The sequence below is a fragment of the Ruegeria sp. HKCCE4148 genome (genome assembly GCF_017872495.1).
In the GTDB taxonomy this organism is placed as follows: domain Bacteria; phylum Pseudomonadota; class Alphaproteobacteria; order Rhodobacterales; family Rhodobacteraceae; genus Ruegeria.
The window spans coordinates 38,272-59,310 of the sequence record NZ_JAEDOS010000003.1; the positions used below are offsets into that span (position 1 = coordinate 38,272).

At 53.7% G+C, this 21,039-nt stretch carries 25 protein-coding genes and 1 tRNA gene; 13 read left to right on the top strand and 13 right to left on the bottom strand.

Translation table 11 applies throughout. The annotated features are described in order from the left end of the window. The first annotated feature begins 1 nt into the window (after position 1). The 8 genes from I9187_RS10050 to I9187_RS22105 all read left to right on the top strand — a co-directional run bounded on the left by I9187_RS10050 (position 2) and on the right by I9187_RS22105 (position 9,657). Positions 2–3,046 carry an efflux RND transporter permease subunit gene (locus I9187_RS10050; protein WP_209940164.1) on the top strand — a complete coding sequence of 1,015 codons (3,045 nt, stop codon included), beginning with the start codon at positions 2–4 and terminating at the stop codon, positions 3,044–3,046. 483 nt (positions 3,047–3,529) lie between these two features. Further along, entirely contained in the window at positions 3,530–4,171 is a 642-nt protein-coding gene (locus tag I9187_RS10055; RefSeq protein WP_209940165.1) for a hypothetical protein, read from the top strand. 163 nt (positions 4,172–4,334) lie between these two features. Next, on the top strand, positions 4,335–5,642 hold the full coding sequence (locus tag I9187_RS10060; protein WP_209940166.1) for a hypothetical protein: 1,308 nt from the start codon (positions 4,335–4,337) through the stop codon (positions 5,640–5,642). Beyond that, positions 5,639–6,760, top strand: coding sequence for a reverse transcriptase family protein (locus tag I9187_RS10065; RefSeq protein ID WP_209940167.1), 1,122 nt, complete (start codon positions 5,639–5,641; stop codon positions 6,758–6,760). The genes I9187_RS10060 and I9187_RS10065 overlap by 4 nt, the downstream gene beginning before the upstream one ends. A gap of 719 nt (positions 6,761–7,479) precedes the next feature. Then, positions 7,480–7,686, top strand: a complete 207-nt coding sequence (locus I9187_RS10070) for an AlpA family phage regulatory protein (RefSeq protein WP_209940168.1) — start codon at positions 7,480–7,482, stop codon at positions 7,684–7,686. Between the two features lie 117 nt (positions 7,687–7,803). Further along, the gene (locus tag I9187_RS10075; protein ID WP_209940169.1) at positions 7,804–8,556 is read left to right on the top strand and encodes a DUF1376 domain-containing protein; all 753 of its coding nucleotides are present in this window, start codon (positions 7,804–7,806) and stop codon (positions 8,554–8,556) included. Beyond that, the gene (locus I9187_RS10080; RefSeq protein WP_209940170.1) at positions 8,553–9,173 is read left to right on the top strand and encodes a hypothetical protein; all 621 of its coding nucleotides are present in this window, start codon (positions 8,553–8,555) and stop codon (positions 9,171–9,173) included. The genes I9187_RS10075 and I9187_RS10080 overlap by 4 nt, the downstream gene beginning before the upstream one ends. A gap of 112 nt (positions 9,174–9,285) precedes the next feature. Next, positions 9,286–9,657 (top strand): HGGxSTG domain-containing protein, encoded by a 372-nt coding sequence (locus I9187_RS22105; RefSeq protein WP_280923327.1) that lies wholly within the window; start codon positions 9,286–9,288, stop codon positions 9,655–9,657. Positions 9,658–9,758: 101 nt separating this feature from the next. On the opposite strand, the gene I9187_RS10085 is transcribed toward I9187_RS22105, so the two are convergent. Further along, positions 9,759–10,265, bottom strand: coding sequence for a hypothetical protein (locus I9187_RS10085; RefSeq protein ID WP_209940171.1), 507 nt, complete (start codon positions 10,263–10,265; stop codon positions 9,759–9,761). 541 nt (positions 10,266–10,806) lie between these two features. Further along, positions 10,807–11,127 carry a hypothetical protein gene (locus I9187_RS10090; RefSeq protein WP_209940172.1) on the bottom strand — a complete coding sequence of 107 codons (321 nt, stop codon included), beginning with the start codon at positions 11,125–11,127 and terminating at the stop codon, positions 10,807–10,809. A gap of 266 nt (positions 11,128–11,393) precedes the next feature. Between I9187_RS10090 and I9187_RS10095 the strand changes: the two genes are divergently transcribed. Then, on the top strand, positions 11,394–12,653 hold the full coding sequence (locus I9187_RS10095) for a hypothetical protein (RefSeq protein WP_209940173.1): 1,260 nt from the start codon (positions 11,394–11,396) through the stop codon (positions 12,651–12,653). A gap of 35 nt (positions 12,654–12,688) precedes the next feature. Here the strand turns inward: I9187_RS10095 and I9187_RS10100 are convergent, their stop codons facing one another. After that, a complete protein-coding gene (locus tag I9187_RS10100; protein ID WP_209940174.1) occupies positions 12,689–12,922 on the bottom strand; it encodes a hypothetical protein in 234 nt (77 codons plus the stop codon). Between the two features lie 160 nt (positions 12,923–13,082). On the opposite strand from I9187_RS10100, the gene I9187_RS10105 reads away from it, so the two are divergent. Continuing rightward, entirely contained in the window at positions 13,083–13,301 is a 219-nt protein-coding gene (locus tag I9187_RS10105; protein ID WP_209940175.1) for a hypothetical protein, read from the top strand. 159 nt (positions 13,302–13,460) lie between these two features. Here I9187_RS10105 and I9187_RS10110 read toward each other — a convergent pair. The 6 genes from I9187_RS10110 to I9187_RS10135 all read right to left on the bottom strand — a co-directional run bounded on the left by I9187_RS10110 (position 13,461) and on the right by I9187_RS10135 (position 16,588). Beyond that, a tRNA-Phe gene (locus I9187_RS10110) sits at positions 13,461–13,535 on the bottom strand. A gap of 79 nt (positions 13,536–13,614) precedes the next feature. Next, positions 13,615–13,797, bottom strand: coding sequence for a DNA gyrase inhibitor YacG (yacG, locus tag I9187_RS10115; RefSeq protein WP_171175802.1), 183 nt, complete (start codon positions 13,795–13,797; stop codon positions 13,615–13,617). Continuing rightward, positions 13,794–14,816, bottom strand: coding sequence for a ribonuclease E/G (locus I9187_RS10120; RefSeq protein ID WP_171727351.1), 1,023 nt, complete (start codon positions 14,814–14,816; stop codon positions 13,794–13,796). Before I9187_RS10120 ends, yacG begins: the two co-directional genes overlap by 4 nt. Next, positions 14,813–15,391, bottom strand: coding sequence for a Maf family protein (locus I9187_RS10125; protein ID WP_171175806.1), 579 nt, complete (start codon positions 15,389–15,391; stop codon positions 14,813–14,815). The genes I9187_RS10120 and I9187_RS10125 overlap by 4 nt, the downstream gene beginning before the upstream one ends. 11 nt (positions 15,392–15,402) lie before the next feature. After that, a complete protein-coding gene (infA, locus tag I9187_RS10130; RefSeq protein WP_005978431.1) occupies positions 15,403–15,621 on the bottom strand; it encodes a translation initiation factor IF-1 in 219 nt (72 codons plus the stop codon). A gap of 91 nt (positions 15,622–15,712) precedes the next feature. Further along, positions 15,713–16,588, bottom strand: a complete 876-nt coding sequence (locus I9187_RS10135; protein WP_171175807.1) for a carbon-nitrogen hydrolase family protein — start codon at positions 16,586–16,588, stop codon at positions 15,713–15,715. Between the two features lie 271 nt (positions 16,589–16,859). On the opposite strand from I9187_RS10135, the gene I9187_RS10140 reads away from it, so the two are divergent. The 3 genes from I9187_RS10140 (at position 16,860) to I9187_RS10150 (ending at position 19,049) form a co-directional block, all read left to right on the top strand. Beyond that, positions 16,860–18,071, top strand: coding sequence for a GTP-binding protein (locus tag I9187_RS10140; protein WP_209509494.1), 1,212 nt, complete (start codon positions 16,860–16,862; stop codon positions 18,069–18,071). Then, positions 18,068–18,721: a DUF1826 domain-containing protein gene (locus I9187_RS10145; protein ID WP_171175811.1), complete on the top strand. Its 654-nt coding sequence runs from the start codon at positions 18,068–18,070 to the stop codon at positions 18,719–18,721. The genes I9187_RS10140 and I9187_RS10145 overlap by 4 nt, the downstream gene beginning before the upstream one ends. A gap of 112 nt (positions 18,722–18,833) precedes the next feature. Beyond that, positions 18,834–19,049 carry a hypothetical protein gene (locus I9187_RS10150; RefSeq protein ID WP_171091306.1) on the top strand — a complete coding sequence of 72 codons (216 nt, stop codon included), beginning with the start codon at positions 18,834–18,836 and terminating at the stop codon, positions 19,047–19,049. 7 nt (positions 19,050–19,056) lie between these two features. Here I9187_RS10150 and I9187_RS10155 read toward each other — a convergent pair whose 3' ends face one another. Genes I9187_RS10155 through I9187_RS10170 form a run of 4 tightly spaced genes read right to left on the bottom strand, consistent with a single transcriptional unit; the run spans position 19,057 to position 20,980 of the window. Next, on the bottom strand, positions 19,057–19,650 hold the full coding sequence (locus I9187_RS10155; RefSeq protein WP_171175813.1) for a GNAT family N-acetyltransferase: 594 nt from the start codon (positions 19,648–19,650) through the stop codon (positions 19,057–19,059). Beyond that, positions 19,643–20,041, bottom strand: a complete 399-nt coding sequence (locus I9187_RS10160; RefSeq protein WP_171175815.1) for a ketosteroid isomerase-related protein — start codon at positions 20,039–20,041, stop codon at positions 19,643–19,645. The genes I9187_RS10155 and I9187_RS10160 overlap by 8 nt, the downstream gene beginning before the upstream one ends. 3 nt (positions 20,042–20,044) lie before the next feature. Next, a complete protein-coding gene (locus I9187_RS10165; protein ID WP_171091313.1) occupies positions 20,045–20,497 on the bottom strand; it encodes a low molecular weight phosphatase family protein in 453 nt (150 codons plus the stop codon). Between the two features lie 3 nt (positions 20,498–20,500). Next, entirely contained in the window at positions 20,501–20,980 is a 480-nt protein-coding gene (locus tag I9187_RS10170; protein ID WP_171175817.1) for a UPF0262 family protein, read from the bottom strand. Positions 20,981–21,039: the final 59 nt, after the last annotated feature.

A 21,039-nucleotide genomic window follows, 5' to 3' on the forward strand; every position in this document is an offset into this window, starting at 1 on the left:
AATGGATCTTGCAAGGTTTGCAATTGAGAAACGCCTTATTTCGGCGTTGGTGACCATTCTCATCTTGGTGGCTGGCTACTTTGCATACTTAACTCTTCCTCGTTTCGAAGATCCTGAGTTCATAATCAGACAAGCTCAGGTCATAACCCCTTATCCGGGTGCCACTGCAGAAGAAGTCTCAGAAGAAGTCACCGAGGTAATTGAAAATGCTCTACAAGAGCTCCAAGGGGTAAAAGAGGTAAAGTCAGTCTCATCACCCGGACTCAGCACTGTGACAGTCGAATTTACAATCCCCACGACGCCTGATTTTCCGTCGCTTCACGCAAGATTTGCTCAATTGCGCGCAAAGATACTTGACGCCCAAACAAGTCTTCCGCCGAACGCACTCCGATCGCAGGTCTACGATGACTTCGGCGACGTGTATGCATTGTATTTTGCGATTGTTGGCGATGGCTATTCTATAGCTGAGCTCCATGAGTACGCGAAGGAGCTCCAGAGGGAGTTGGTTGCAGTCAGTGGTGTTTCCAAGGTGATCTTAAGTGGTGAACAGAATGAAGCGATCTTTGTAGAATATGCACCTGCAAGGTTAATAGAACTTGGAATATCACCACAGCAAATTGGCCAAGTTCTGGAGGGACAAAACCTCGTAGCGCCCTCGGGTTCTCTCAAGTCCAACTCGCGTCGCATAGAGATACGGCCGTCGGCGGCAATAGCCTCAATTGACGCTATCAAAGACCTAGTCGTTTCTGTGCCAAGTAGCGGAGCATCATTTCGACTTTCAGATATCGCAACCGTGTCGCGCGGTTACGTTGAACCCGCAAGCCCCCTACTTTTTCGAGATGGTCGGCCTGCGATTGGAATTGGAATATCCAATAGCCTAGGCGGAAACGTTGTGAACATGGGCGAAGCCGTAAAGCAACGGATAAACGAGTTGGAGAACCTAAGACCAATCGGAATCCAGATTTTGCCAATCTCTGATCAGTCTGCTTCGGTAAAAGAATCGATCAACGACTTTGTCATGAACGTGGTTCTGGCGCTCATCATCGTTGTAGGCATATTGCTTATTTTTATGGGGTTAAGATCCGGAATACTCATGGGGGGTATTCTGTTGGTCACAGTCGCAGGCACGCTTACCGGCATGCAGCTCTTAGGGCTCGACATGCAAAGGATTTCACTAGGCGCGCTGATTATTGCGCTCGGCATGCTGGTCGATAACGCTATTGTCGTTGTCGAAGGTACGTTGGTCCGCGTTCAACGCGGTGAAGCCACCAGCGACGCTGCTATCTCTGTCGTAAATCAAACCAAATGGCCGCTACTCGGAGGAACAGTTGTAGGACTCTTGGCATTTTCCCCAATTGGCTTTTCACCGGACAACACTGGAGAATACGCCGGGAGCCTCTTCTGGACCATCTCGATCTCATTGCTTTTTTCGTGGTTGGTGGCGATATGGCTCACGCCCTATTTTTGCACTCTACTGCTGAAGCCTACCTCGGAAAAACCGCCTGCAGAGAACGCGATTCTCCGTGGTTATCGTTCGCTCCTCGCGTATGCGATCCGATTCCGGTACCTTACGGTGGGGCTTGTTGTTGCGCTCTTTCTCTCTGCGATCGCAGGGTTTGCGTTAGTACCCCCGGGCTTCTTTCCCAACAGCACCAGAGCGCAATTTGTAGTGGATTACTTTTTGCCAGAGGGAACCGACATTGAACAAACCAGTCAGGACATGCGAGAGATTGAAGCGCATCTCTTAACTCTACCAGGTGTCACCTCTACAAATCTGTCTGTGGGCAGCGGGCATTTACGCTTCATGTTGGTATACGATAGTGAAGACCAGAACCCTGCCTATGGTCAAATTTTGGTGGACGTAGAGGATTATCGGCAGATCGATGCACTACAGCCGGAAATTCAGTCTTGGATTGACCAAAACTACGCTGACTCATATGCAAAAGTTTGGAAATTTGTACTGGGCCCTGGTGGTGGATCGAAAATCGAAGCCGAATTTTCTGGACCCGATCCCGTTGTACTTCGCGAACTAGCTGAACAGGCAAAACTGATATTCGCTGAAAACGGAGCCATCGCGATAAAAGACGACTGGCGCGAGCAAAAACAGGTAATTCGGCCAGTTATTGACACAGAAAACACCCGCAGGCTGGGTCTCACCCAAGCGGAAATATCAAGGGCCGTTTACTGGCATCAAGTAGGGGCGCCGATAGGGGTTTACCGCGAAGGCGACAACTTGTTGGACATAGTTATGCGCCCATTCGAAACCGACCGAAACAAGATCAGTGACCTAAAAAACATCCAAGTTTATAGCGACGTAGCCGGAGGATACATTCCAATATCTCAAGTTGTAGACCGATTTGAACTTGTTTTTGAAGCTGGGAACCTTAGGCGCATAGACCGTAAGCTTGCAATCACCGCACAAGCCGACAACGCACCAGAAGTACTGTCAGGCGATCTTTTCGCTCATGTCCGACTACTGGTAGAGGCAATCAAATTGCCAAGTGGGTATTCTCTTGAATGGGGTGGTGAGTATGGGGACTCGCAAAGCGCAAACGACGGTTTGGCTTCGACTATGCCGCTTGGGTTCGGAGCGATGATTGTCGTTGTTTTCTTCTTGTTTAACGCAATCCGTCAGCCACTTATCATATGGTTGACAGTACCTCTGGCTCTCATTGGAGTCGTCTGGGGGCTCGCGGCAACCAGAACGCCGCTCGAATTTATGGCAATACTGGGTGTTTTGTCTCTAACAGGGATGCTAATCAAAAACGCTATCGTCCTTATTGACGAAACCGATACTCAGATTGCTGGTGGAAAACCTCGGCTGCAGGCTGTTGTTGACTCAGCTGTTCTACGCGTCCGCCCAGTGTCACTGGGCGTACTTACTACTGTTCTTGGAGTAATGCCTTTGCTGTGGGATCCGTTTTTCGAGTCACTCGCAGTGGTGATCATCTGCGGTTTGAGTTTTGCGACCGTTCTTACACTGATAGTAGTGCCAACTTTGTACTCAGTGTTCTTTAGAATAAATGAAGACGAAACAGCGGCTTAATCACTGATCTGAAAATTCCCATATGCTTGCCTGACCACACCCCAGCATGTTCTTCGTTTGGTGAAAGACAACTTCTTTTAGGCCGTTCTCGTAAATTCCACGGTCTGCTTTCTGCGCATCTATGCGGCTCGCGGTCAGCGCGGTAAATGACCCCTACTCCAGCACCTCATCTCCATCGCGGGCAGCCGCACGCCTTTCGGCCAGACGTTTGGCCATGTTGTACTCGTCACTGCCCCGTTCGAAGCGGCTTTCATAAAAATCGAGCACCATTGCGTTTTCCTTGGCGGTTAATATCTACTCTCATTTAATGCAAAGAACCTGCTGCATTTACTTAGCTATTTGCCCGAGTACTTAGCGCAGTATGCTCAATTACTTTATATGCTTTCAAATAGTAATGAAATACTTTAATTACCTATTTATGCTTTGGCATACCCTTGACGCCTAGTCTCAAGGCTGGAAATCCGATCTGTAAGGAGCAACATCATGGCCAGTGACCCCAAACTTAAAAAAGAGATGACCGAACGTCTGAAGGCGCTCGCAATTTGGGCTGTTGAGAAAGAAGGCTACAAGGTATCCCCACTGCGTGGCCGGGCTAAGTTGTTCAAACTCGCGCGCGATGGGCAAGAATGCGTTGCGGCTCTCAAGTGCACGGTATCAAGCCGGATAGGCATTGGCATGGATGAGAATGAAAAGTGGCGAACTATTCCTCAAGCCGACTTCGTGCTTGTCGCTTCGGCAGATGGTGAAGACGGAAAGTTAGATTACACAATCGACACCGGGTCTGTCTGGCTGCTGCCTACCAAGGAGGTCATTAACCGTTTGGAAATTCTAAAAGCCTCGAAGGCTGCGAAGGGCTACGATTTGGCAGAGCAAGGTTGGTTTCTTTCGCTTCAAGAAGTGCCTCCGCCCGACAGTCAGGCTCCTGGTAGCGGCATCGGCAAAGCCATCAGTCCTATTGCAAGCAATGTGAATTTGACCAATCTAATAAACCGAAGCGGAGAGCATACTACCGAACAGCCAAAAGGCCCGGATGTTCAGCCGCTCACGATTGATCAGGCGAAAGCAGCCGTCGCAGCTCAGTTGGGCGTGGCGATAGATCAGGTGCGCATTACTGTTGAGTGGTGATGATTTTACCGGCTTGCTTATCTACTATAGTGGGGGGAGCAACAGCAGCGCGTGTTCGATTGAATGCTCGCGTCTAAGGCGACAAATCTGAGGCCGGTCGGCCAATTGTTTGCTTTTGCAAGACATCTCGTCAATCTTCGCAACCAAGCTGGAGACGTAAGAAATGGTCCATCAGAGCAAGCTTTCAGAAACTGAACTCGGAAAAGAGTGGATCCGAGGTCAGGCCAAACATTTGGGCGTCAGCCGTCGACGTTTCGACGCATTGGCCGCTCAACTGGATGCGATTGATCTTTCAGACCCAGGGATCCTGGAGCGATACCTGATCAAGCAACTTTCTTTTGTTGCATCTGCGCTTCCGGAACCCGTCGCCATCTACTTCGATAATGATTTCGAGTCAGCTGATTTCTTTCAGCATTCTCGCTTGCGAACTTCCAATGGGAAAACCCCGCTTCGGGCAAGTGGCCTTGCTCGTAGTTACGGGCCCGGCATACGGCAAAATTCCGTCACGGAAATATTTATCAAAGTGCTTGAAAACCTGCATCGAACGCGACGTTCTTGGCCATTTCGGCCAACGCCCGACGAACTGAGACTTTCGAAATGTCGGAGCATCCTTCTAGTAGGATCTGAACTTTTCGAGCCGGACTTCGACCAGCAGCTTCTTCCTTCAGCCAATTTACGAGTGTCGCGCCTAATGAACAGCCTTTTGAAGTCTCCATCAGTCAAAAGTTGGAGATCCTATGGGCTGCTTCGATCCGCAGTACCGTTCTGCCCACTCGGGTATGGCACGTCTTTTTTGTGGCGCCATCGTCTAAAAGAGTTAGAAGAATCGGCGGGGCTTTCCGGGCAATCACTGGAATATGCAAATGCAATTGTGGTTCTTGGTGGCCATAACCACGGTATCCAATCATCATTGGGCGCCCTGCGAAACGTGATCGCGAAGTCGACAAAAATAAGTGGTTGCACCGGCAAACCATCGGCAGACAATCGAGCCCAAAGGGTTATAGATCTCAATTTTCTTTTAGGTACCCTTGAAGCGGCCATATCAGATGGAAGATCCAGCCCGCCAACCCAGACTTCGTCGGCTACACGGGCCCTTCCTCACCACATTGTCGTAAGTCCGATACCCAGCGAGACAGCATATAAACTGCGCTCGCAGCTCACTTCCCTTCAATCGTACATTGCAGACATGTTGCTGGAGCTTCCGGTTGAGACCCGTATTCGTGTTCAATCCGCAATAACTCGGTTCCTGTTCGAATTGTCGATGGACCAGGCTCCGAAGTGCGAAAACCAGGGCAAACCACAGCTTGCTGAACAATCGCTCGGGCCGTCCATGGGAGAGGAAATCCGTGAGATTTGGAACGCTTATGCGCAGCTCGATCACACGACAAAGGTCGAGGCGCGATTGAGACCAAAGGAACCCTCGTCTGAGTTTGTTCCTACGCGCGCTGCTCTCGGAGAGCTCTATCGATGACCTCATCGTCGAATAGAAATCCTTGGCACCCGAGCGAGTTTATTGACGCCTGCCAACGAGAGGGCGCGGTTTCAAATGTCGCCGGTCCGGCCTTGGACATAGCACAGAGGATAAAGGCCCAAGGGCAAGATCTTCCCGTACTGTTTTCCCTTGAGCATCTAGCCGCAACTGTGGATGTGCCGATCGGACTTCTGCTGTCTTATGTCCAACGTGGCAAAGATCCGTATCGAGTATTCTCGGTTTCAAAACAGGGATCTAAGGGATTGAGGTCAAATCGCAGGACGATTTGCGTCCCGGAGCCACTTCTTTCGAAAACCCAAAGTTGGATCGCTGCTCAGCTCCTGAACAACTGCACTCCTCACCCAGCAAGCACGGCCTATGCCCCAGGATCAAGCCTTGCCAAGGCCGTGAGACCGCATTGTGAAGCTCGCTGGCTGCTAAAGGTCGACCTAAAGAACTTCTTTGAGTCTATTGACGAGTTGAAAGTGTTCGACACTTTCGTCTCTATGGGATACCCCAGACCGATTTGCTTTCAGATGGCTCGTCTTTGCACGAGAGTGTTTGGAGCGGAACGCGGCGATAACGCCAGCACGCGCTTGGGCGTACTTCCGCAAGGAGCCCCGAGCAGCCCGATGCTGGCCAATCTGTCGGTCTATAGGCTCGATGTCAGTCTCTCGGAAATAGCGTCAAGGAGTGGCTGGAATTATAGCCGCTACGCTGATGACCTCGCATTCTCCACCCGATTAGAGTCAAGTCGACATGCAACGAAAGATCTGATGTGGTCCATTTTTGATGAGATCCGTTCATTTGGCCTCACTACGAACAAACGAAAAACAATCATTTCACCCCCAGGTACCCGAAAGGTCCTGTTGGGACTAAACGTCGACACTGATCGGCCCAGACTGACGCGGAGTTTCAAAAACAATGTCGAAACCCATGTATATGCGATCACGAACCCCGAAATTGGTTTCAATAAGCATCTTGAGGCAAGGGGATTCAGAAGCGGCCCATCTATGATACGGCACATCGCAGGGCTGATTGCATACGCGCGTTCGATCGAGCCTGATTATGCGGAAAAACTTTACAAGCGATTGACGACCGAGGCCGTTCGCTCTTGATCCAATGGGGGTCCAGTGTTCAAATGCTTTTTGATCGGGAAGGCGTTTATCAGTCTCTGCGGGAATTGCTAACCCGCGCCGCAAGGTTGGATCAGTCGGTTTCGGCTGGTCTTTGATGTAGCTCTCGAAGGCTCCCCTACCCCCCTCCCCACCGGCCACCTTCGGGGACGGCTCGAGGCCTCGCCTCCGGTGGGGAGGGGGGTAGGTCGGAAACCCAAACCAGGTGATATCACTGCCTTCCCGATCACAATCAGGCAGTCACATCATCAGTAATGGTCTTGTCTAGTTTGGTTAGACACTTTCGCGACTTTCAAAAATGTCTCGGTTGGATTGCTACCGTACTTCTGCAGCATCATTCAGGAACGAAGGGTTTGGAAGCAATACGAAGCAAAGCAACCCGACACTTCATACCTGACTTACTTGAACGGGAACGGATCAGAACCTTTGTCTGATCATGAAAGCGTCGGACCGGTGCAAATTGCGATGTGTCCGGCAGCGCAACTTTCAAGTCTTGCAGACCAATAACGCACACATGCAGTGTCTGTTCGAAAAGCGTCAACTACATCTTGCCGTGTAGCTATTTGTTGTCTACTCTTTGAGTGTTGCTGCGCAAGATGTGCAGCTCGTCTTCCCCGACACGGGGGCACCCATTGGTGGGACGAGCGGCCGTTTGCGATCATTCTGGCTTTCGTCCCAAGTAAGAAAGGACGACTGGCCCTATGAGCGCAATTGTTTCGACACCCGCAAAGTACCTGACCCTGAATGAGCTTCGCGAGAAGCTCGGGAACCGTTCTCGTTCATCCATTTATGCCGACCTGGCTGCAGAGCGGCTTCCCAAACCCGTCAAACTGGGTGGTCGTTTGTTGTGGATCGAGGAAGAAATCGATTCCCACCTCCGCGCTCTGCGCGATGGCGACATATGCTAATCGCGCGCAGTGGAGGATCCATTATGGTCGGTCGCTTCGATACATCGAAAATAGCTAACATCACTTGTGACGCTGTGAGCCCACGGGAACTTGGAAAGCTGCGGAAGGTTACTCACGATGAGTAATTTCAACGCCAAACGTGCCCGCACAAAACGTCCCTGCCCACTTTGGGTAGACGCATTCCAGCGTGATACTCAACCCCTCGCAGCCGATGAAGTTGGCGCCTACATGCTTATTCTCATGGCGATGTGGGTGCGCGAAACATGTGATTTCCCTGATGATGACCGCCGTCTAGCGGCGGTCTCCAGGGTATCTTTCCGCCTCTGGAGGTCACGCATCGGGCCTGCCATCAGGGAGTTCCTTGAAACCGACAATGGCGTCCTAATTTCCCGCCGGTTGCGAAAAGAAGCTGCTTACGTCGAACGCCATTGCAAGACTCAATCCGACCGGAAATCGGGGAAAAAAATGGGTAACCCATTGGGAAATACAGGAACACTATCAACCGAGGGAAAATCCGAGGTTGCAACCGTGGATACCCCCACGGACAAACCTACCCAACTACCCAACAACCCAAATATTACCATTCCTGACGGAATGGACGGCAACGCCGTCGATGCGACAGATGTCGTTTGGTCGAAGTGCAAGGATTGGCTGGTTTCGCAAGGTGTCGATGACCGCCAGGCCCGCAGTGTCATTGGCAAGTGGCTGAAGAGGAGTTCAGTTAGCGAGGTTCGGGCGGCCTTCATTGACGCCTACCACGCCAAAACCGGAGACCCGATCCCCTACATCACCGCAATTCTCGGCAAGCCTGCACAGCCTACCACGGCTGAACTCATGGCGATGGCGAAGGAGGTAAATGCAAGACGATGACCATGTTCGACCGCAAGCGGCGGGAAACCTTCTTGACCGACAAGATCACCGGCTATCTCGACCGCAAGGCCCCGCCTCGCAGCCTCGGGGCTCAAGCTCAGGCCAACGAGATGGCCTCACTGGTTCGTTGCTTCATGCGTTTTGCCCCGAAAGACGGTTACGAGGATTGGTGGCCGAACTTCGAAGATCGGCTTGACGAGGACGCCAAGACCCGCGCATGGCCCACCGCCGGAGAAATTAAGGCGGCGGCAATGGCAATCACCGGCCCGTCCTCCCGGCGCATTGCCGAGGGCGACGAGTTTGACATTCTGGATGTGAACGCAAAGCGTATGCATGCTGGTGAGCCGGTGTCTGATGGCTATCTCTATGGGCGTCTTGCTGTCGAATTGGTGGCAAGTGGGAAAGTCAGTGAAGCCCAAATTCGCCACTATCGCGCGGCGTTTATCTTTAGTCTCAAAGAAACCTACAACGAACCTATTGCGTTGGCGAAAGTTGCCGAGTTCGAGGCCCGCCATGCCGCCGCGGAGGCCGCTGCGCATGAGCCCTCAGAGCCGCGCGCCTTGCCCAAGCCGCAGCCCAAGATAATACCCAGACACAAATGGGAAGGTGCAGCATGAGCGCAATGTCAAAACTAGCCTCTATGGAAAGCAAGGGGACCGGCGGCACCCCCTTCGCCTCGCGCCCATCATGGGGTTTGCCAACTATGTTAACAAATGTTGGTGTTTTCTGATGGGGCGACCGACCAATTTTGAGAAGAAATTCCGAGCGCGCTTTCAAGGTGACCCCATAGACTTGCGCGCGCTTCTGTCACGTTGGCGGCCTTGCCCTGCGGAAGCGCACAAACACAGAAACTACCAGAGGGATTGCTCACAGTGCCAAGGCGTAAACTGCAAGCGGGTGGCTGAACTGGGCTTGAACGATAGTGGAGAACCACTGCCTAAGTCAGAGCGTCCAACGTGCGGCGCAAAAACCCGAGCGGGAGGCAAATGTCAGGCCCGGGTAGTACCAGGAAAGCGGCGTTGCAGGTTGCATGGCGGCCTCAGCACAGGCCCGAAGGGGAAGCGAAGAGTTAAAGCCAATCTTGAACCAGAGGGCGCCTGAAGAGAGGCGTTGTGATACTTCTGGAGATTAATGGTACTCGCTCGGTTATCTGCTACGGTGTACACTGGTACAGCCATGGTTTTCTGTTGACCCCGAGAAACTCAAGGGAGGCAGTCGAAAAAATCCGATCCGACAGAGTCTTTCAACCCATCAATTTTGAACTCCACAGTAGCCAAGGAACTAGAAACTGGATCGATTTGCAGTAGTAGTTTGCGACCGGTGGCCACAACTTTCACCAAATGATCAGCATTCGATTTGTTTACTACACTACCTAGATGAACAGATTGACCCGATCCCTGTGGGGTCGCCCAAACCATTTCTTTCTGTTGATCATCTACCCGAAAAGAAAAAACTTCCTCATCAAAGATACAGTTTGTGGTTCCCAGCAAAGCGGCAGCGCCATTGATTGTACACGTGAGATAAAGTCGTGCTTTGGAAGAACCGCCACTGCAAGAAAACGGTTGGAGGTTTTCTACCCAATACCAAACAGTTTCTTCATCTGACATTTGGTCAACGTGAACTTCTCGCCCCCAATTGCCGTTCGCCAAAACTAAGTTAGGGACTGACAAGAAGATGAGTGCGCATACGACATTTGTGAATTTTATCATTTCAGGCCTGTTTTTCAGGAAGTTAAAGCGGAGGTTATTTAATGTTAACAAGGTGATGAGTGGAACGAGATTGCAACTTCGCCATTAGTACGAGTAACAGTTGGTCGTCGCCCCGTATGATCTGCACTGAACCCGGACTGTGTTTGGAATGAGGAGCACTGGGTTCACAACTTCAGGTCCACGAAAGGCAAATGTGGGCATTGTGCCATCCGATTTCCCGCAAAGAAATATGAGCGAGTACCAAGTGAAAGGACCCGGCATCAAATCTGCGGCCAGACCGCCTGCATGGCTGTCGCTGTCAATTACCTGGTAGCTCCCTGAGCAGTGCTTTCCAGCGGATTTCATACACTTTGCAGCATTTGAGCGACACTTCACTTGACTGACAGTTACGCCAGAAGGGGTCGGCACCTGCTTTACTTGCTGCGCCAGCGCCAAGCTTGGGACTGCCATCAGCATGGCTGCAATAAATCCAATGCGTTTCATGAGGTCCTTTGCAGATCTTTCGTACGCTAAATCAAGTTCGTTATTCTATAGCTGCCAGCTACATCAGGCAGTCATTCGCATTTTCAAGTTCAACCGGAACATCCTGGCGTGCAAAGCAAACTTCTTTCGTCGGGAGATTCACGCAAAACCCGCCGTTTGCCCAGCTCCAGGATCCCTTACCAACTTTTGGATCAACCGCGTCACAGCTTTTTCCCAGATATATTAAGTCACCGTTTTCACCATTTAGAATAGCGCCGTGTTCGTTTACCGAGGCTGTGTATTGAACATCATCAGAAGACGTATAAGCTTGGGCCATCTCCGGAACGGCTAAAATCAATCCCAATACGACTTTGATGCCAGCAGTTGTATTTTTCTTCATCCATTCATCTCTTGGTTGGCGGCAACCTACTCGCAAGCGGACAGTCATGGAAGTCGCTAAGCACGGCTTTTTACCCCATGGAGCAATTTGTCTCATAGAGTGCTAGAGTTGGTCCCTGCGCCAAATTTTACTGATCATTTTTTAACGGCACTGTCCGTCGTCAGACATACGGGAACACCGCGTGCGTGTTGCGTAGCTGCAAAAAATCGGTAGCTCTTACCTCCAAACAGCTCCAATCAAGACAAGACCCAAAACCGACTACTACGATGATCAGCTATCCTTTCAAAGGCCCCTTGATGAATGCGTACTGCGCCGACCTCGGTGCGGCGCAGCCTAATTTTCAACCGAAGCATGTTCCTTTTCTTGCTCGCAACAGAAATCTTACAGAAACGCAAGCTCGCGAAGCCGACCGCCTCCGCAAAATGAAAGATCGTATTCCCGATACCGAGGCAGTCTCCCTTGGTAGTAAGAAGATGCGGGCTTTTTTTACGCAGCTCCTTGATCATTGGGCCGATCGGTCCGGTCGAAAAGAAGCAAAAAGATTCAATTTCGCTGACCTTGATGACTCTATCAATGCTTTCCAAGAGAAGTACGCTTTGTCCTTCGACGAGTTCGCAAAATGGTGCGGCGGTCCAACTTCACTTCTTTTGGGTATGGCAGTGAGCGGTTCTGGTAAATCGGTTCTAGGTTCGAACACGTCGCAAGCTTTATTAGCCACGTTAATCGAAGCTTTTTCTGAACCGGAGCGAAACGGCATCGCTTTGGAACAAGGCAAGATACCCAAAAAGGATCTGATAAAGACTTGCCTGGAAGGATTGCCTGAAGGAACAGCTCTGCACAGGTATGTGGAATGCGAAACAAGCCTCGACGCGGAACGATTGGGACAATTGGGGTGTCTGACCGGTATGCTGTGGCAACTGGCTCTCGTTTCGGCGGCAGCGGCCGCGCCCGGCGAGGAGGGCAACCCAATTCTGAACCCGACTCCTCAGCAGACTGAAAATGGTGGGCAGCGATGGTCAAGTGGGCCAGCCTGGGTTGCTGCCCTCGCTGAATTTGAGCGAGTCCACCACGGTGCTAAACGAACGGGCAGTCGGGGTCCAACCAGCGTTGCCCGCCAGATCCACACCCTTTTGGCAAAACACCCGGACGGCGCCAATGGGAGTGAAAGCATTGTTCGAAAGTTGAACGGAGTTCTTGCGGGCCAAAAACCGCTTACATTCAAGATTGTTGAGGACATTTGCCAAACTATCGAAGCTGCAGAGGATTCGCCTACCGACGAGACATTTCAGAGTGCTTTGTCGGACGACGGGGATACGAAGTGGGAAAATGAGCTTTTTCGGCTGCGAATCTACGGACACATCGCTGGGTTCATGAGTTACATTGAGCGTGTATGGGAGTACGCAAGTCGCAAGCTCGACAATCCGGCACTGCTTCAAGACTTGCACGACGTTTGGCAGGATTGGCCGCTGATCTACGATAGCGCATTGGACAACCATAGGAAGCGCCTTGCTGAATTTGGCTTCTGATCCCAATTCAGCAAGGCTGTGCTCAAGTCATAGCATCAGGGCTGACGTGCCGGTTGCTTCGAGCGGCCCTGAGTAACCGCTTTTCGGGCACGGTCTACAAATCCACTGTCGAGCGTCAGGCTTTGTTCGATGCGCCGGACAGCATCTGTTGTCATCGGCACCCGCGGGGCTTTCCCGGACTTGGGAGGTTTGTTGTCGCGGTTCTTTCCGGACTTCATGCCATGTTTCTTCGAGGGCAGACCAGCGGGGTTTTTCGTTTTGGCGTTCATGATTTGCTCCATTATTGCGTGTTAGAACACCAGTTTTCTCGCACAGTCCTACCGAAAAACTCTGTTGTACCGTGGGACAAAATGAAGGGTAAGCGGTGCGCCGGTCACAGGGGTCTAGCGTAGTTCCAGGGCAGTAGCTCGTTGATGTCCGTGTTTGTTTGTGCCCGCTAGCAATGGCTTTCAGGACGGCGGACAGGTAACCGTCTCGCCTTCGATCAACGTCTCGGCGACGATCCGTGCCTTCAACTCGGCGGGCCAGTTCCGCTTACCATCCGCCCGGCGTGGCATCCTTGCCAGAAACTCGCTTGTAGCTTGTCTGTCATCAAATGATTTGGAACACGAGCGGTTGATTGGCTTTGGAGGCTCAGGCTCGCTGTAGTTTCAATTTACGCCGCGTTTTGATGATGCAGCAAGGAATCGACTGCGAAACCGAATGAGGAATTGCAAACAACAGAGCCGAGTGGGTGGATATTTAGGTGGATGTACTGCGCTAGAAATCTAGATTTTGTATAAAAATCAACCATATTCTACAAGCACGTGGTGCCCGGGGGCGGAATCGAACCACCGACACGAGGATTTTCAATCCACTGCTCTACCCCTGAGCTACCCGGGCACGGGAACGATGTACATCGTTGGGTGGGGGCGTTCTATGACTTGCTACCGGCAGTGTCCAGAGGCTTTTTTACATTTTTTCAATGCGGTCGTTTTGGCATAAGGTCTTGGGCTTCAGCCTCGGCTTCAAGGTCCTCTTCGCGTTGCGATGGGACAGCATATGAGCCGTTCAGCCACTTGGCCAGATCAATGTCCGCGCAGCGTTTTGAGCAGAAAGGGCGGAACTTTTGCACCGTGTCTTCACCGCAGATCGGACAGCTCATTTCAGGATCTCCGCCAGCGGCAAGCGGCTGCGTTTGCGTTGCAATTCGAAATGCCCCAGCGGGGTCCAGCCTGCCAGGATGGTCTCGTCCGGGTCCGATTTGAAAGCAGCACGTAGAGCGGATTCAAAACCGCGTCGGTCCTTCTTAGGCATCGGTGCCAGGTCCAAGGTGATCTGCCCCGCCAACCCACGCACACGCAGAGCCCGCGGCAACAACTTGGCGCAAGCAAAATTGGCTTTGGTGCCCGCAGCGAGAGACGTATCTGAACCGGTATTCACATCCACTGCAACCAAGGCACGCGTGGGTTCGACATAAAGATGCCCACCGCCCGGCAAAGGCTCGGACGTTCCGCGCGCCATATCGAGCGCATCCAAAACACCGTGACTTTCGAATCCCCCGGCCTGCGTGACAACCTCAGCCGGGTCGGTCCAGTCGCGCCAGGCGAGGAAATGAGGGCCATCCCCTTCGCTCAGCACCTCTGTCTCTGTGCCATCGTCATTCATCACCTGATCCGCCTGGGCCAACATGGCTGAAATATCCTCGGCAATGTCATCGGCATCCGCACCTGCACAGCAGGAACGAAGGATCAGACCATAAGGGCTGTCGCCCATCTGTTCGTGTGCAATTTCCAACAACTGGTCGCGGGTATCGTCATCCCTGATGCTGCGCGAAATATTCAGACCCGGCGCTTCGGGCGTGACAATGGCATAACGGCTTTTGAATAGGATCCGGTTGCTGACAGGGATCGCTTTTCCTTGTTCGGCATAGCCACTCACCTGTACCAAAAGTAAAGCCCCCGGCGCCAAGCCTTTAACTTGACGCAAGAAAGCGGGCCCATCTGGCGTTGTCAGAAACATACCGCCCTGCCCTTTGACTGGGCGGTCTGCGCGGGCGCGGTAGATCGTGCCGGGCGTGGGCGCGTCAGCTGCAATCAGGAAGTCATCAAGCTTTCCGTCAACCATAAGGGCCGCGGCTTCGCGATCCTCGATGTGGTCCAGAACGATAGTGCGGCCCTTCATGGTGCCTCGCGATAAAGTGGATAGCCGATACCCTGCAACAGGGCGGCGGTTTCGGACAGGGGCAGTCCGACAATGCCGGTGAACGATCCCGAAATCCAGGGTACGAACGCACCTGCGGGGCCTTGAATGGCGTAAGCTCCAGCTTTGCCCTGCCAGTCCCCTGTCGCCAGATAAGCATTGATTTCGACATCGGACAGGCGTTTGACCCTCACCTGCGAGACCACGTCACGCTGTAGTATTCGATCCCCAGACCGTACAGCTACCGAGGTTATGACCCGGTGACGGCGACCGGACAATGCGTGCAGAAATTCGGCGGCCTGGCCCGCATCTTCGGGCTTTCCCAGAATGCGCCGCCCCAATGCGACCGTGGTATCTGCGCAAAGCGTGATGTCACCGCTATCCGCCTGCACCGCCAGCACTTTCTCGCGCGTTATCCGACTGCAATAAGGAACCGGAAGCTCAGCTTTCCGAGGCGTTTCGTCGATGTCAGGGGGGCGGATGGCATCGGGCTGCACACCAAGCTGGGCCAACAGGTCCAGCCGTCTCGGGCTGCCCGATCCTAGGATAAACGCCATTGCGGCAGGCGTTACTTGAAGCGGTAGTTGATCCGACCCTTGGTCAGATCATACGGGGTCATTTCGACCTGAACTTTGTCGCCGGCCAGAACACGGATGCGGTTCTTGCGCATCTTGCCTGCCGTATGTGCGATGATCTCATGGCCGTTTTCCAGCTCGACCCGAAACGTCGCATTAGGCAGGAGTTCCTTCACGACACCGGGAAATTCGAGCGTATCTTCCTTGGCCATGTTGTCTCCATCATTACGTTGAACCCGCAGAATCTGCGGGGATGAGCGCTTAAATGAGCCTATTTTGCCCTTATTTCAAGGGCGGAATCACCTAAAGGTCGGATATTGTGACCGATTCGACTCGGAGGGCTTGTTCTTCCCAATGCGTTCGGTTCAACACATGACCATCCGCACGGACTTCGGCAATGGCTGACAGATCGATCTCGGCATAGGTCCAGCCGGGCTGATTAAGCGTGCCCTCGGCCAGCACACCAGTGGCTGGAAAGCCCTTGTCAGGCGGGCCGAATATTCCGCCCGTACCAGTGTTTTTGTCCACGGCCTCGGACCAATCATTGTCACCTACCAGCGACGCCATAACTGTAACACATTGGTTTTCCAAGGATCTTGACATCGCTCCGATACGAACCCGCCAATAACCCGAAAGAGCTTCGGTGCAAGACGGGACCAATATCAGATCCGCCTCGCTCAGCGCGCGGCCCAGCAAAGGGAATTCGCTGTCATAGCAGATGAGCACCCCGATCTTGCCCAGCGCGGTGTTGAACAGCTTCAGCGGACCACCGGGGGCAATGTCCCAATCTTCACGCTCGAACCGGGTCATGATCTGCTTGTCCTGATGGTCGCAAGCGCCGTCCGGCGAATAGAACGCGGCGCGGTTCACTGGACGACCGTGGCCATCCACAACCGGGGCGGAAGCGCTCAGAATATATGTGTTGTATGTCTTCGCAAGGCGGCTGTGCAGGGTTTGCACATCCCCCATCCGGTCAGACACGGCATGGATCGAACGTTCCAGATCGCCTGCCACGGCGACCCCGTCGAGGGTCGAAAGCTCCATAGCCCCGTATTCAGGAAAGACCAACAGCTCGGCCCCCTGACCTGCGGCCTCGGCAACCCATCGGTCCAACTTGTCTTCGTACTGTGCCCAACTGTCGAGCCAGCTGAGATCGTAAGCAGCGGTGGCGACTTTCATGATTCCGTATCCAAAGGAACTCAGTCGGCGCGACACTAGAAGAGGACGGCGCGGTATGTACAGGGCATTTGTTTCCGCACCGTCCTTCTGACCCGCACCCAAGCGCTGTGGAGGTTTTACGAGACGCTGACCCAACGATCAAACGATAACCCGCCAAAAACCAGCTTGCCATCAACAATGTAATAACATTACATGATCGGCAATTTATAGCGGGAGAGGATAGGCAACCGCCTGTACCCCGAAACGAGCCATATACACAGGAGCACATTCCATGAGTGACACCCGACTTCCGGTCACAGTACTGTCCGGCTTTCTGGGCGCGGGCAAAACAACCCTCTTGAACCGCGTACTCAACAATCGCGACGGCCGCCGGGTGGCCGTGATTGTCAACGACATGTCCGAAGTGAATATCGACGCTGATCTCATACGCGCCGATACCGAGCTTTCCTGCACAGACGAGACACTGGTCGAAATGTCGAACGGCTGCATCTGCTGTACGCTGCGCGACGACCTGCTGGACGAGGTACGCAGACTGGCATCTGAAGGGAGGTTTGATTACCTGTTGATCGAATCCACCGGCATTTCCGAGCCTCTACCCGTAGCGGCCACTTTTGACTTCCGCGATGAGCTTGGCGAAAGCCTCTCGGACGTTTCACGCCTGGACACGATGGTGACGGTTGTAGATGCGGTGAACCTGCTCAAGGATTTCTCCAGCCATGATTTCCTACGCGACCGTGGCGAGACGATGGGCGAAGAAGATGAGCGCACGTTGGTACATTTGCTGACCGATCAGATCGAATTTGCAGATGTGGTCATTCTGAACAAAGTTTCTGACGCCGGACCAGATCGCGTGGATGCTGCGCGCAAGATCATCCGAAGCTTGAACGCGGACGCCCGGATCATCGAGACCAACCACTCGGACGTGGCCGCAGATGAAATTCTGGATACCGGGCTGTTCGACTTCGAAAAGGCGCATGAGCACCCGATGTGGGCCAAAGAACTTTATGGTTTTGCGGATCACGTGCCAGAGACCGAGGAATATGGCGTCACCAGCTATGTCTACCGTGCGCGGCAGCCCTTTATCCCTGAAAAGATCCTTGAAATCCTGAACGGCGATCTGCCCGGTGTGATCCGGGCCAAAGGCCATTTCTGGATCGCCACGCGCCCGGATTGGGTGGCCGAGTTTTCGCTGGCGGGTGCCCTGTCCTCGGTACAGCCGCTGGGCACTTGGTGGGCCACCGTGCCCGAAGACCGCCGCCCAGATCACGAAAGCGCACGAGCTTACATGCAGGCCCATTGGCAAGAGCCGTGGGGCGATCGGCGGCAAGAGATAGTGTTCATCGGCAGCGGTATTGATTGGCCCAGATTGAAAGCCCGGTTGGATGCTGCGCTGCTGCCCGCTGTCGCAGCAACTCGTCTGGAGGATCTACCCAATCTGGCAGACCCCTTCCCGATCTGGCGACGGGCAGAGGCTGCAGCATGAGTATTGTTCAAAACATCATCCAAGACGCCGCCATAGGGGTCGAGATTTGCACCACGCCCAACGACCTTTCAGCCATTCATCAACCCGGATGTGCTGCGGCAATTTGGAACCGGCAACCGCTGCAGGGTTTTCAATCCTGGCTAAACGGGATCGCGCCCGAACAACTGCCCAAGACCCGCGTGATCCTGCGCCCCGAGTTGGTGCGCGAGGCTGTTTCTGAAGTATGCGACGCGCGCGGCACCCCACCGGGTGCAGAGCGCGACCGGCTGGTGGACGACATTGCAGCGCTGTCTGATATCTTTGCCGGTCTGATGAACGCGAAATGGCTGCGGCTGCGGTTGGACGTGATAACGACCAAAGCATGCCGCAGGTTCCACGTCGATGCCGTGACCGCGCGCCTCGTATGCACCTATAAGGGAACGGGAACGCAATATGGGGTCTCGACAGGTGGCGCAGACCCATCGCGCGTTTTCACGACCCCAACCGGCGCACCAATTCTGTTATGTGGCACGCTCTGGCCCGCACAACCAGACTCCGGTTTTCTGCACCGCTCGCCTCCGATTGAAGGCACGGGCGAGACGCGGTTGGTGCTTGTTCTGGATCCGGTCCTCGACCCTGAAAGTGAGTTTGACCCGATCTTAGGGCACTGAAAACAAATGCCCGGGCATGCTCTGCCCGGGACCTACTCTATGTCTTGCACAGACGGGAACGTGAATTGGCATCTGCGGTCTGACGTGCTTGAATGTACGAAGGAGGCTGGTGATGCAAAAACAGGAAGAATTCGAGAAGTTCTATTTCGCCAAGGTTGGGATGGGCGAAGCCTGCGGATGCGCCGAGCGTGTCATTGACGTCTATGAGTTCAACCGCAAAGGCGGTCAGCAATCCAAGAAAGCAGTGAAACAAGACAAGCGTAAACGCCTGTCGCTTCGGGCTTGGGCCGTGAAGTACGGTTTCTTAAGCCGCAGGCGCGCACCGTAGATGGTGACTACAGATCCCTGATCCAGAACTGTAGCGGTTTGAGCGTCTCGCCGTCTTCTCCGATGTCTTTCCAGGAAAACTGTGCCATGACGCCGGGTAGAGGCGTGTAACCGCGCGCGCGCCAGAAGGTGTCGAGCGGGCGGTATTGTGCAGGTCTCATCGGGTGGTCGTCCGGGCGTTGCACTCCGCAGAATGCAGCTTTGGAGAACCCAAGACGGCGAGCATGGGCTTCACGTTCGTCAAAGAATTTGTGGCCGACACCTTGCCCACGATACTCCGATAACAGTACCGACTCTGCGCAATAGAAGATGTCGCCCAACTCAAGGCCTGTGCCTTCAAACGCTGCGGCGAAATCTTCGGCGTGATCCTTCAGGGGGGCGCCGGTTGACGCGCCGATCAGGCGGTCGCCGTCGAAAGCACCCACCACGATGGCCTGATCGCTGTCCCGGTAGGACTGCAGGTATTTACGCTCGTATTCGAGGTCGCCATCATAGAGATAAGGCCAGTCGTGAAAGACCTTGATCCGCAGACGGGCGACATCGTCCAGAGCAGCCTCAAGCGCCGCTCCGGTCAGGGGGCGGACTGCGCTGACCTCAGCCATTCGAGACCTGTTTGGTCCAGTCCGCAAGGTTGTAAAAAGTGGTGACGCGGGTGATTTTGCCGTCTTTCAGATCAAAGAATGATCCGGCAGGCAGGCGATAGGTCTGGCCGTGTGCTTCGGGCAGGCCCTCGTCGGTCTCCAGATAGGTGCCGTTCACGATGAATTCGGCCGCAGCGCGGGTGCCACCCTGGGCATCGAACACGACGATATCTGTCAGGTTCTCTTTGTAGCAGCGATTCATATGGGCGCAGAAGGCAGCAAACTTTTCCTTGCCCACACGGATTTGGCCCTCGTTTACGTGATGGGCCACGTCGTCGGACAAACAGGCCAACATGCCATCAACATCACCGGCGTTGAATGCCTCGAAATAGGTTTGAACGGTCTGGTTCATGGTTCACTCCGTTGGTTCGCCCCAGCGGTCTTTCAGATGCTTGATGATCTGATCGCGGGTCTGTCGGTAGTGGTGTAGCTTTGTTTCCCGTGTCTCACCCATTCCAGTAGGGTCCATTATTGGCCAATAATCGACATCGAGGTGAAAAATCCGGGTCAGTTCCAACGCCTTGCGTTGGCTGGCGGGGGACAAGGCGACAATCAGGTCGAACGAACTGAGGTCATCACCCCACTCTTCCATCTCGTCGAAGGATCGGGTGCGGTGGCGGGATAGCTCGACCCCGATTTCGTGACAGACGGAAATACAGAAGCCGTCAATATCCAGATCGTTGTGGACTCCGGCAGACTGCACATAGGTGCCGGTGCCGTAGAATTTCTTCATGATGCCCTCGGCCATCGGGGATCGAACCGAGTTGTGGTCACAACAAAACAGGATCGACTGCGGCAGAGGCGTCACCCGTTAGCCTCCGAAATGCAGCACGCAGATCAGCGTGAAAAGGCGGCGGGCGGTGTCGGTGTCTACGTCGGCCTTGCCCTCTAACCTTTCCTGCAAGACGCGGCTGCCTTCGTTGTGGATGCCACGCCGGGCCATGTCGATGGTTTCGATCTGGCTGGGCGGCAGCGACTTCACCGCGTCGAAATAGCTTTCGCAGATCTGGAAATAATCTTTGACCACTTGCCGAAACGGACCAAGCGACAGATGAAACTCAGCCGCTTTCTGTTCTTCCTCGGTTGCAACGTCAAAGACCAACCGCTTGTCGCGGATCGACAATTGCAGGCGATAGGGCCCGTCGGGCACAACGCGGTCATCGCGTTTGGGCAGAGAGAAACTGTTCTCTTCCAGCAAATCATAGATGGCGACCTTGCGCTCCTGCTCGATCTCTGGCGTCGGCGGAGGCAGGTTTCGGTCATCCAGTTCGATATGCGAGATGCGGGTCATCTTTACAGCTATAATCCTTGTGTCAGCACAGACCTATAACAACGAAATTGGCGGGGCAA